This window comes from Endozoicomonas sp. Mp262, assembly GCF_025643335.1.
Lineage (GTDB): Bacteria > Pseudomonadota > Gammaproteobacteria > Pseudomonadales > Endozoicomonadaceae > Endonucleibacter.
Genome location: NZ_CP092489.1, coordinates 201,751 through 214,186, shown reverse-complemented (window position 1 = coordinate 214,186; position 12,436 = coordinate 201,751). Strand labels below are relative to the sequence as shown.

Genomic DNA, 12,436 nt, shown 5'->3' with positions numbered 1-12,436 from the left:
TCTGGATTCACTCGCAGAAATCTTCTGTAACGGAATACAGTCGGCACTATGCGCAAGTTCACCCTGAAGGAATGCTTTCTTTCCATTTGTCACCATCTGGGAACCGATGTTGTTAATGAACATTTAGACCCCCTGACTGCCGACTCAAGCCTTGATGTCCGGCAGTTAAGCCAGGCGGCTTCCCGCTGCGGCCTTATTTCATTGAGAAGTCAGCGTCGTCTTACAGATATTACCGAGGACGACCTTCCCTGTATTATTCAGCTCAGGAAAAAATACTTTTTGACGGTTACGGCCATTAAGTCGGGGCGCTTGCATGTGTTATACGGTGCATCAGGTCAGGGGTTCTGGCTGAATATTGACAAAGTAAAGCCCCTTTTTTCCGGTGTCATATTCTGTTTTATCCATAAAAGCCGACAGCGCACCTCATCGGCTATAGCCCCTTCCTGGTTGGGTAAGCAAATTAAGGCGCTTTGGCCCCATTATATCCAGGTGGTACTGGCCACCGTTATGGTGAACTTGCTGACACTGTCATTGCCGCTATTTACCAATATGGTGTTTGATAAGTTAATTCCTACCTATGCCACAGATACCTTGATGATTATCAGCCTGGGTATGCTTGGGATCGTGGTCTTTGATTTTATTTTACGCTGGCTTAGAAGCTATTTTGTTGATGACTCCTGCAGGGTTATTGAAAAACACAGTGAGCAACTTATCTTTTCCCGGTTAATGGAACTAAAGCAATCGGCCTTGCCAGACTCCGCCGGAAAAATAGCACATATTATTGAAGACTTTGCCCGGGTAAAAGAGGTGCTGTCGGGGACAGTGTTGCTATCACTGCTGGATATTCCATTCTTTGCATTATTTACCCTGGTGATCTGGCTTATTGGCGGAAAAATGGTGCTGATACCCTTAACGGTTGCCCTGGTACTTATTCCGGTTACCTGGCTCAGTTATCGGTATAACCAGCGCAATGTCAGCCGTACGAGCCGGGCAAATAAAGCAAAAACCGCGTTCCTGTTTGAAACCAGTTCAGAGCTGGATTCCCTGAAACTACTGGGTGTGAAAAAGAAAATGCTGGCACGGTGGCGAGGGCTGGTGGCAGGTTCATCCAGAGCTGCCCTGGATAGCAAGCAATCCAATGTTTTGTTAAATACCCTGGTGGTCAGTGCCACCCAGCTGGTGGTCATTGGTAGTCTGGTTCTTGGGGTTTTTCTGATCCATAGTGGTGATATTACTGCGGGTGGCCTGTTTGCCTGTGTGATTCTGGGTAACCGGGCCATTGCCCCGCTGATGCATCTTGCCATGGCCGTAAACCGCATGGCTTTTGCAGCAAAATCCCTGAAGCAGATTAACGAATTATTGAATCAGGAAGGGGAAAACGACTCGGTAGGGAAACTGGATGTTCCTGTGGTTCGTGGAGAAATAGAGTGTGATAAGGTTTCTTTCCGTTTTCATCCTGATGAGCCGGAAGTCCTTAAAAATATCAACCTGCGAATCAAGCCAGGGGAAAAAGTCGCTATTCTTGGGGCTTCAGGCTCGGGAAAATCCACTTTGGTCCGGTTGATTCAGGGATTACTGACACCCTCGGTTGGCAATGTATTGGTTGATGGTCGGAATCTGGCCTATTTAAATCTGGACGACTACCGTAGTCATTGTGCCATGGCTCCGCAAAAGCCCTCTGTTTTTTCCGGTACATTAAGGAGCAACCTGCTGCTTGGCATGGAGTCAGCATCTTCCGGGCAAATGGATAGGGCCTGTTACACCGCCGGTCTTGATCAGTTTGTTGCACAGTGCTCCCACGGTTACAGTCATAAGGTTCAGGAGCGGGGAAATAATCTATCAGGTGGGCAACGTCAGGCTCTTGGCCTGGCCAGGGCATTATTACGTGATGGCAAGATCGTGATACTGGATGAACCCACCAGTGCCTATGATAATTTCAATGAATCGCTGTTTTGCAAACGCCTGCCCGATATTTTAAGAGATGACCAGACGCTGATTCTGGTAACCCACAGACATAGCCTTTTACGACTGGTTGATAGAATTATTATTTTAGCTGACGGCCAGATCATCGCTGATGGTGAACGGGATAAAGTACTTCAATCTCTTTCTCAGCAGCCTTCTGCACAGCCCGCATAAAATAATCAGCAAGTTTCCTTCTTCAGTCTCGTTCCCAGCGTCCTGAGGTTGTCGCGAAAGCCCTAAATTTCTGTTCTCATGCTCTAACTGGGTTGATATACAAGGGCTGTAGAGATTAGTTGTTCATACTGATATGTATAGGTCTGAATGACCTGTTCTTAATACCAATCGCACATTCTAACTATGCTATTGTGCTGGCAATCTGAATACCAGTTCTGCGTTGAAACTCCTCGCAATAGCTCGCTATTACTCGTCATTCCACCTTGTTCTGGCGTTCAGCTTGCCATGCTCATTACGGTAGTTAGAAAATGCGATTGGTATAATTTCTGAATCAGTGCTTCTTGGAGCATTTGCTTAACTCGCTACAAGTTGGCAGCTTGGTGGACAAATTGCGAACGATCTGGAATGGTAGGAAAAAAGTGCAGCCAATACCGGTGAAAATATTTCCAGATAGATAGATCTTCGTGATGGTCGAGCCATTCAGTAACAATTTCCATAGTGATGACTTTGCCATCAGTAAGTTTTGGAGAGAAGCCGTCCTTGACGGATAGGACGAGAAATCAACTCAGAATACAAATCGTTGATCAGGCAGAAGATAGTGATGATGGATCCTTCAATAGGCATGGCTGTCACCGTCTGGTGATTTTTTAGTACTATCACTCTAGATGATGGTCATGTCTTCATTAATTATTCTGAAAAGTCACACATCGCGTTTTCTATTTTTTTGTCTATATTGTCTAAATGATTAGTTAATTAGTTAATTAGTTAATTAGTTTTTTGGTGCAATATACAGGTTGTTTTTAGTGATTATGGTTAAAAAAATATTTTTTATTATCTCACTTTTGTTCGTGTTTAAAAATATAAGTTACGCGGATGGCAATGGTTATGATCGTTTAAGTCAAATTCTTTCTTATAATCAACATGGTGATTATGATCATTTATCCATAAAATACCTTCCTTCTGGTAGTGAATTGGCAGGGGATAGTTTTACCTTTTATAGGCACCACCATGATAACCTGCAAGACAATAATAAGGAAGTTGTAAGGTAAGTTCTCAATAACTGCTGGTTAACCCACACGAAAAGTCGCTGGATGCTTGTTCTATCAGGTCGGGCAACCAGGGAAAACTGCCACTGCCCATGATTCGATCTTTCAGATAATGCCAAAACGATAAACCGTACAACCGGCAAGTTTTTTTCAGGCTGGCAAACGTATCCCGGCACTTTCTTCCCGCTTTGCTTTTTGTGCCGCCGCTGATTTTTCGTCGTTTCACGTATTCCCGTATTTGGCTTTCGCTCAGGTTGTTATGGAGCGGAAGGCTTGGAGCATCGAGTACCTGTAGCAATTCCTTCTCTATAACGACCAGCCCTGACAGTGCGTCCTGTAAATCAGGAAAGTCTACCTGGGTATTAGTCAGGGCCTTGAAATCGCGACGTATGTTTTGAGCTTTACTTTTATCGGGGCTGGCCTTGAAGACTTTTAAATCGTTGTAGATAGCCCAGAACCATGTACGACACCAGTACTGTGCACTGGCTTGCTGCTCATTGACCGGGTGGACTTTAGCCAATCCCCGCTCCGCATGAACCCAGCATTGAGCATGGTTGAATACGTTGAACTGCTGAGCACCATCACTGAATGTGGTCAGGTGTCCCATACCATGAGCCATTAAGCTGCTGTAAATAAGCGCTTCTGCTGCTTGCTTGCGCCGGGTCTTTCCCGTTAGCCCATGGTCGTTAAGGGCTGCTTCCCAGGCTTCCCGGTTTAAAAACGTAACGCCCATGTATTGCCTGATGATGCTTAGCCACTTCTCCGGGTAATCAAATTTTTCCAGATAGTCCAAGGCGTCCTGCGTGACGGAATAAGTCTTCCAGGGGCGATGCAAGAGGCTCAGGAAGTTTTCCCTACTCTTACTGCCTGTGCTCTCAAACCAGGCAAATAGCTCATTGTTGATAATGGTACAGTAGCCATTTTGTCCTTTATGCCTAGCTCCGGTGTCATCGGTCTGGATGTAGCGGGAGCATTTGAACCCTGTTGCCAGCAAAGCGTCTTTTTCTTCATGAAAGTCAGTATGACCTTCAGTGAGTAGCCGATGAAGTTCTCCCGCGGACATTGAGATTCCTATATCCCACAACCAGTCCAACAGCTGCGGCTGAGTCACCGAGCAACCGTGATGCTGGTACAACAAATAGGACTGGAGTTGTGGTCCATAGTGATGTCCATGCAGGCTTTCGGGAGGTTTTGCTGTGATGGTTTGTCCGTCGGGCGTCTGCCATTGCTCCAAATGATACTCGACCGTGAACGCCTGAATAGTCAGCTCTTGTACAGAAAAAGAGCTAAATCCGTTTGGTGTCGAACCAGACGGGACATCAGATACTTCTACGGTGATGATTTTTTCTGTTGCTGGCTTATCAGGCTGTTGGCGATTTTTTCGTGTTCGTTCGCCAGGCTTCTCAACCTTACGTTTCCCTGAATTATCAGGCGGTTCGTTGTCATCACCGGGACCATTATCACCCTTTTTACCATCATCTTTTGGTTTTGTATTGGGTCTGATATCAGGCTTTGGCGGCAGTTTTTTAAGACGACGAATCTGCGCTTGCAGTGCCTCAACAAGCGCTTGAAGCTTCGCTATCTGCTCTTGCTGCTGAGTAATCTGCCCTTGCTGCTGAGCAACAAGATTCAGTAATCTCGCAGGTGAGTACACTTGCTCTTGATTGATTGGGGGTTGCATGAGGGAAGGATAGATGTATATCAGAATTTTGCAGCTATCCAGCAGTTATTGAGAACTTACGTTGTAAGTAAGTCGTATTGTGGGAAGTTAATGGAGAAAGGATATATGGCTGAAGTGTGTTTAAAGGAATCAGATATTGTTAGTCTTCATGACCTTTTAGAGTATCAAGATAAAAGTAATCTTTCCTTTTGGCAGTTCGCCGAAAAATGGGGCAGTGATTCTGAAATAAATTGGATTGAAACTGTTGTTGCGTTTTTTGAGGAATATCCTGATAAATTAAAACGGGTGGTTTGTGCAACTGCTATTGACCCTTTTGAAGGATATTATTCTAACCAATACTCGTCGTGGTTATATTCAGTTGTATCGCAAATTTTTTTTATGTCGAAGCCATCTTCTAAAGATCAGATTTTGATTTTTAGATTTTGTGATGATGTGGCTGAAATAGCTGATCTTGAATTATGTGGAGTAAAAGGGGCGGTTTTAGATGGTGGTATTTTTTCAGACGATGATTTTAGGCAGATTCTTCAACGTGTACTTGGAAAGAATGTGGGGCAAATGCGGCAGGGTGAGCTAATTGAAAAATTAGTAGCAAAAGCAGGTGTTGTAACTGATAAGCTATGTACCTCTGATCTAAAGGAGAAATTGAACTCACCGGATGAAAAGGTTGCTATGTCATGGACCCTGGAAACAGCAATCAATCCAGATATAATAACCTTTAAAAGAATGCTGTATGAAATATGTCAACAAGGAGAGAGAGGTGTGGAGGCTAAAAATAAACTAATGCGTAGTATTAATGAGAAGATAGGGTGTGTGGACGATATAATTTATTTCCTGTTTGAGGAAAAAAAAGTGGCTAAAAAACGAGTAAGAGCTAGCAGTAGTGTTAATATACAAGGAATAAGTAAAAATAAGTTGTTAGAATATTATAAAAAACATGTTGAAAATGAAGTGCTAGGTAATTTTGTGATTACACCTTGCAGCTGTTTATCTGATAACTTTAGATCTTTTGAAGCAGAGTCTGTTAGAGGTGTTTTTTATGTATCGACGGGTAGTAGTAAATTAGAGGCTGGAGTAGAAGAACTTATTAGAAAAACAGAAGTGACAGCTTGTGAGTTGTGTAATGTAGGTACGGGTAGTTTGGGATTTGAATTTCGTGATATTGATATATGTGTTCAAAATTATCTAACAATGGTGTCTCTCAGGCCTTCTTATTTACATGTAGAGAGTATTGAATATATGGCTGCGTATTGTAAAACTTCTTTTCACAATGTGCTGATGCAGATGATTTATGAAGTTGCTGGTTTTGGTAGTTGTGTTTTTCACCCAAAACTTTGTATCAGAGATAACGTCGAGCGATTTTTTAGCATGACGTCCTTATTATCTGAAAACATAGTTAATAGGATTGAAGCAATATTAAACAAGTAAAAAATGGGGCTTTCTCAGATTGGCTGATCATTTTTAAGCCTCCTGCTGAATTTTTAGATACAAATAGAGCCTGTAAATAATTCTGTGTAAACGCCACTTTTTAATTACGCCTTGATCCGGTCTGGAAACATAATTTTTCTCGTTTCCAGCGTCTCGAGGGTGTCGAAAAAGGTGTTTTGATTCACCACAGCACCCTAAAGGGCATAATAAAGGCGCAGAGGACACAGAGTTTTCATACTCTTAAAGCATAAACCTCTGTGGTGAAAAAAAAGAGTAAAAAAACAACTTTTTATTTACAGAATTGGGTTTCGCGACACCCTCTATAGCCTGGGAACGAGAGGATTTCATTGAAATAATGTGCTAGAAATACGACAGTTTTCCCCAGCTCACTCATTCAAATAAAGTTCCGCCATCCCGTCCAGTCGGCTTTTGACCTCCTTCCACTGAGGCATTACCTGAGTCAGCAGTCGCCAGAATCGCTCACTGTGGTTATGTTCGGCAATATGGCAAAGCTCATGGAGGATGACGTAGTCAATGCATTCCCTGGGTGCTTTAACCAGATGGGGGTTGAGCATCAATGTGCCTTTGGCTGAGCAGCTGCCCCACTGTTTTTGCATGGCAAGAATGCTAAAACCTGGAACCCCCTTGACCCAGGTGGCCTGAGGTAACAGGTGGTTTAATCGTTCCTGAAAAATGTATTGGGCCCTGTACTTGTACCAGTCATTAACAAGCCCCTTTGCCAGAGACTGCTTTTTGTTATCAAACCGGGGCAGGGAAACAAGAAGTTTACCTCTGTCCATCTTTACAGAGGCTGATTTTTCCCCGTCTTCTATGACCTTCAGGACATAACGCCTGCCAAGGTAAAACTGCATCTCACCGCTAACATACTGTTTGGTTTGCACGTACTTTTGATGACTACGAAATTCGACAATGGCATCCCAAATCCATTTAGCCCGTTTCATCACGGCCTCATGAATATCTGTATTCTCTGCATTATCCGGAGCGGTAATCACAACCTCACCATCCGGGTGAACCCGGATGGTGATTTTCCTGGGCTTGCTGGAAGAACCGTCTGGAGAGTTGTCTGTTGTAATGGGCTTACGAACCACCTGATAAGGGACAGCTTCATCACCATAGATGAAGCTGTATTCTTCTTTTGTTTGTTCGTTTGAACTCACTGAAGTCATTACGGATTTAACCCGGACAGCCCTGAGCCGGTAGAAAGCCTTGAGCTGGTAGAAAGACCCAGGCGGGTTATTTGAACAACATCGGTAATCAACGCCTGCGCCTTCTCAATTCCCAAGTCAGAAAATAACAGGGGCAGCAGTCCAACCGTGATCTGGTTCTCGATTTCCTGCGGGTTGATGGAGAACTCAGCCACTGACCTCCGCACCACCTCATCAATTTTCACAGCATAGTCAAAACAGTGTTCTTCGGTAGGTGTATCTTGGCCTTCAGGAGGCAGCTGCTCTCCCAGATGCTTCAGGAACAAACCATAATAGGCCTGCACGTGTCGCTTGATATTGGCATCCAGCCCCTCAAAGCGATCGGTGGGTATACCTTCAACCTTGCGTTCCTTTACCTGCCGCTCAAAATCAGCAAACAGCATGAATTGCTTAACGGGGGCATCAAACATCTCTTTGGTCTGCTCAATGGCTTTTTTCAGCAGCCTGGAGAAGTATTCCTGAGCGTAAGGGTCATCCGCCAGATCCTGCTCAATCATCCGGGTGATTCTGCCGGTAATCTGATCTTTCTTATTACGGGCTTCATTATCGGTCATTTGTTCAGGCCTGGCATCCTTCCCCATATTGCCCACAAGATACACGCCTTCCGACTCCCTAACCTCTACACCGCCAATATGCTTATCCAGCAATGCCCGAATATCATCGGTGTACTCATCATAATCTATGGTTTCTTCAGCATCCTCCCGCACCTGCTGGCGAAGCTGGGTCATCATTTTCAGGGTGTCCTTGTAATGCTGACGGGTACTCACTGTTGTTCCAGTGAAAGCAGCATCAAAGCTCTTGTCATCAAAATAAGTGGCGGATTGCAGGGCAACTTTCAGGCAATTGGCAAAAGCCGTTAACGCGGAATAAAAGTCATCACGTTTTTTCAGGTTGGTGTCGGTAAGCTGGCCATCAACCGTATCTATTTTGGGGGCAAGCACCTGTCGTAGCGCCTGCCCATCCTGCTTATTCTTAACGCTATCAAAAATAGCCCAGAGGTCAGCATATAAACCGGGCAGCTTTTTATATTCCGTATCCATAGGGCTATAAAGCCCTTTCAGGTCTTCGATATCAAAGCCGCCCTGGGTACGCTCTGCCAAATCCTGATACTTCTCGATGGTGGCATCCAGTTCTTTCAAAATACCCCGATAGTCGATCAAATAGCCAAACTGCTTCTTGCTGTGCAGGCGGTTTACCCTGGCAATGGCCTGAATAAGATTGTGCTGTTTAAGGGGTTTATCAATGTAAAGCACTGTATTTTTGGGTTCATCAAATCCGGTCAGCAGCTTGTCTACGACGATCATCAGGTCTGGCCCGTCCTCTTTGCCATATTCTTCGATGATCTGTTTGGTATAAGCCTTTTCATCCTGCCCATATCCAGCATCAACAACGTTGGCTTTCCACCAGTTTTGCACCCGATCAGTACTCTCTGTATCAATACTGTCATGCCCCTCACGGGTGTCCGGTGGCGACATGGCAACCACGGAAGTCACCTTGCCAATGTCATCCAGAAGCTTTTTGTACTGGATGGCAGAAGCCTTTGAATCACAGGCCAGCTGCCCCTTAAGCCCTTGCTGCTTAAAGTTCTGGAAGTGATCAGAAATATCGTGGGCAATGAGTTCCAGGCGACCTTCGGTTTGATAGATCTGTCCTTTTTGGGCAAACTTTTTCTTTAAATCGCTCCGCTGTTTTTCCGTAAGCTTTTCAGTCATCCGGTCAAACCAGGCATCGATGGCTTTATCATTGGTGCTCAGTTCCGGGATACGCTCTTCATACAACAGCGGTGTAACGGTTTTATCTTCAACAGCCTGTTGCATGGTGTAGGAGTGGATAATAGAGCCAAATTTATTCTCGGTTTTATCATCCTGTAATAACGGCGTTCCGGTGAAGGCAATAAACGCAGCCTTAGGGAGCGCCTGCTGCATACGAATATTATTTTCGCCGTTCTGGCTGCGGTGACCTTCATCCACCAATACTATGATATCCGGGCTGTCGTTATAGCATTCTGGCAAGTTAACCGCTGTGCCGAACTTATTGATGATAGAAAAGATAATGCGCTCATTGCCCCTTCCAATCTGTTCGGCCAGGCGTTTGCCGGTGGTGGCCATAGCGTCTTTCCTATCCTTGCCGGACAATGCACCACCAGAAGCAAAGGTACGGGCAAGCTGGTCTTCCAGGTCCACCCGGTCAGTCACCACCACAACCCGGCATTTCGCCAGCTCTTTTAGCCAGATCAGCGCTTTAGACAGGAATACCATGGTAAAGGACTTGCCGGAACCTGTGGTATGCCAGATAACCCCACCATTACGAGTACCTGAGGTATCGAAAGAGGTAATACGCTCAACCAGCGCCTTGATACCAAACACCTGCTGATAACGGGCAACAATTTTGCCCGCCTTTTTATCGAATAAAGTGAAAAGGCGAGTCATTTCCAATAAACGGTCATGGCGCAGTATTGCAGCAAGCAACCGGTCCTGGTCAGTGACCACCCGATCACCACCGGCAACCAGGGAAAGATATTCTGCCCGTACCTTGTCTGGGCGATGATTAAAAATGGCATCAAGCTGAGACTCGGAAAGCCGTTTGTTTTTCAGGCGAGCAAAGTCATCTTCAGCAATTTCCTCTTCCTTCCACTTTGCCCAGAACTTCTCCGGTGTACCACAAGTACCATAAAGCCCTTCATGACCATTAACGGATAGCAAGAGTTGGCTATAGGCAAACAGATGAGGAATCTCATCAACCTTCTGGTTACGGATATTCTGTGAAATACCCTCAGAGATGGTTGGCTTGCCTCCAGTAGAGGAATCAGGCCGTTTTGCCTCAATCACCACCCAGGGGAGACCATTCACAAAGCAGACAATATCGGGAATCCGCTTCCCGGTTCCCTGGCTGTTCTCTACTTCCAGCTCTTCAGTAAAGTGATAAACGTTATTGTCAGGGTTTTCCCAGTCAATCACCTGAATAGTGGGGCTGGCTTTTTTACCTGCCACAAATTCAGTGACACCGATACCGTAGGTCAGGGCATTATAGAGCTTTTCATTGGCGGCTCTTAACCCTTCGTTCATGGCGGGGCTGGCAAGCTCCTGAACAATCTTGTCGATAGCAGCCGATGATAGCGAGTGCTCTTTACCCATAAAGGTAAAGGTCTTTTTAGCCAGTAGCTCACGTAATACGTTGGGCAGGATAACGGTTGAGAGAGTGCCACGTTCAACGGAGCATTGGCTGGGGGGGATAAACTGGTAGCCCAGGTTGGTCAACAGAGTGAGAGCAGGGATTTTTGCGCTTTGCTCTTCTTTAAAGCTGGGTAAAATTATATCAGACATTATTTTACCCACTGCCTTAACACATTGACCACAACAGGAGAGAAGCCTTCCAATTTTCCACCACTGGGTGTTGAAATATCATCGATGACCATATTGATCAGATCGTCATCATCCAACCCTTCAGACGGGTCAATACCGTTGGTAAAAAGAATGGACTGAACCAGCTGTTTTCTCTTTTCAATGATTCTTCGCACTACGCAACTCCTTTTTACGCAGCATCATTCGGGCTTTGGTCAGCTCCAGATTTCTCTCCGGAAGATCATCTTCCAGCTCAGCAAGCAGTTGATTGGCACGTTTGAAATTATCATCATGAATGGCGTCAAGCAGGTCATTTAGCCGGATGTTAATGCCTTCATTTCTGATATCTGTGTCCATAATATCCAGTAAAACCGTATTGGCATCTTCACCAAACAAGGAAGGAAGTTGTTTCAGTTCGTCCCCATCAATCAGGTAGGACAGGATGTTTTTACTATCACTAATCACCAGCGGCGAGTGTGAGGTCAGTACAAACTGACAGTTAGGGAATGTGGCTGTCAGTTGGTTGATTAAACTACGCTGCCATTTGGGGTGAAGGTGCATATCCACTTCATCAATTAAGACGATGCCATCGCCTTCCAAAGGATTTTCCAGCCCCGGATTCATCACGGCCAGCCGTCTGGCAATATCACCAATCAAGGCCATTAGTGATTTCTCGCCCTGGGATAACTGGGCAACGTTTAAAGCCTCACCCGCCTTGTCTATGGACATATGCAATCTTGGCTTACGTCTGACACGCAGGTTTGAGCATTCAGGCATGAATTTGTAGATTGCTGAACGGACGGCTGTCAGTTGCCGGTCTTTGGACGAAGCTTTTAACTCAGTGAGACGTTTCCAGGTATTGTCATCGTTTTCCAGCACCGGCCGAAGTTTTTCCAGAATATCATCCGATAAACCGGATTCATTTTCACTGTCCTCGCGCTCCCTGAACCATTCAAAAAAACGCCTGAAATCGACGCCCTGACTTAGGGATTTATCATAACCATCCAGTTGTAAAAACGTGTGCTTGTCTCTGATCTTCAGGGGGATATCCAGCACAACCCGTTCAACGGAGTAAAACGCTATCAGTGGCAGGCTGCTAGCCTCATCCTTTGAAAGCACAGAGCGATAATGGTCTGCCAGCGATTTAGCACCTGAGTACTCGCTTTTAAACTCACCTTTTCGACCCTTACGGGTTTTCGCTACGCACCATGAGAAATAATTAGCATCATCAGAGTAGCCTTCAGCATCAGGATCATGGGGATTTCCTGTAAACTGGTAGACATCCACCGCCATAGCCGCTGAATTTTTACCGTTTTTTATAACCAGTTCAGGTATCGGGCTGCCCGCACTCTTGTCACTTTGAATGCGGGATACCAACCAGCTCAGGGAAGTTGCCAGTGAACGCAAAATCGAGGTTTTACCTGACCCGTTATTACCCACAAAAACAGTCACATTGCTATCTAAATTACCTAACGGTGCCAGCAGGATTTCCCGCTCGGAAAAACGCCCGATATTGCGCAACGTCAGCTTTTTAACCTCCATCAGCTTTCTCCCTGTTCATTGGGTGTTGGTTTAACCTTA

Annotated in this window: 8 protein-coding genes; 3 read left to right on the top strand and 5 right to left on the bottom strand. The window is 45.3% G+C overall.

Annotated elements, in window-relative coordinates; all coding sequences use genetic code 11:
• Nucleotides 1-48: 48 nt before the first annotated feature.
• Complete coding sequence (locus MJ595_RS00855; RefSeq protein ID WP_263080643.1) at nucleotides 49-2,136, top strand: ATP-binding cassette domain-containing protein; 2,088 nt, start codon at nucleotides 49-51, stop codon at nucleotides 2,134-2,136.
• Between the two features lie 809 nt (nucleotides 2,137-2,945).
• Nucleotides 2,946-3,185, top strand: coding sequence for a hypothetical protein (locus MJ595_RS00850; RefSeq protein WP_263080642.1), 240 nt, complete (start codon nucleotides 2,946-2,948; stop codon nucleotides 3,183-3,185).
• A 4-nt stretch (nucleotides 3,186-3,189) separates the two neighbouring features.
• Here the strand turns inward: MJ595_RS00850 and MJ595_RS00845 are convergent, their stop codons facing one another.
• Complete coding sequence (locus tag MJ595_RS00845) at nucleotides 3,190-4,863, bottom strand: transposase (protein WP_263078486.1); 1,674 nt, start codon at nucleotides 4,861-4,863, stop codon at nucleotides 3,190-3,192.
• Between MJ595_RS00845 and MJ595_RS00840 the strand changes: the two genes are divergently transcribed.
• A complete protein-coding gene (locus MJ595_RS00840) occupies nucleotides 4,837-6,288 on the top strand; it encodes a hypothetical protein (protein ID WP_263080641.1) in 1,452 nt (483 codons plus the stop codon). The genes MJ595_RS00845 and MJ595_RS00840 overlap by 27 nt on opposite strands.
• 386 nt (nucleotides 6,289-6,674) lie before the next feature.
• Here the strand turns inward: MJ595_RS00840 and MJ595_RS00835 are convergent, their stop codons facing one another.
• The 4 genes from MJ595_RS00835 to MJ595_RS00820 are packed head-to-tail and all read right to left on the bottom strand — an operon-like array spanning nucleotide 6,675 to nucleotide 12,397.
• Nucleotides 6,675-7,475: a M48 family metallopeptidase gene (locus MJ595_RS00835; protein ID WP_263080640.1), complete on the bottom strand. Its 801-nt coding sequence runs from the start codon at nucleotides 7,473-7,475 to the stop codon at nucleotides 6,675-6,677.
• Nucleotides 7,475-10,837, bottom strand: a complete 3,363-nt coding sequence (locus MJ595_RS00830) for an HsdR family type I site-specific deoxyribonuclease (RefSeq protein WP_263080639.1) — start codon at nucleotides 10,835-10,837, stop codon at nucleotides 7,475-7,477. Before MJ595_RS00830 ends, MJ595_RS00835 begins: the two co-directional genes overlap by 1 nt.
• On the bottom strand, nucleotides 10,837-11,031 hold the full coding sequence (locus MJ595_RS00825) for a hypothetical protein (RefSeq protein ID WP_263080638.1): 195 nt from the start codon (nucleotides 11,029-11,031) through the stop codon (nucleotides 10,837-10,839). Before MJ595_RS00825 ends, MJ595_RS00830 begins: the two co-directional genes overlap by 1 nt.
• Nucleotides 11,015-12,397: an AAA family ATPase gene (locus MJ595_RS00820; RefSeq protein WP_263080637.1), complete on the bottom strand. Its 1,383-nt coding sequence runs from the start codon at nucleotides 12,395-12,397 to the stop codon at nucleotides 11,015-11,017. Before MJ595_RS00820 ends, MJ595_RS00825 begins: the two co-directional genes overlap by 17 nt.
• Nucleotides 12,398-12,436 lie beyond the last annotated feature (39 nt).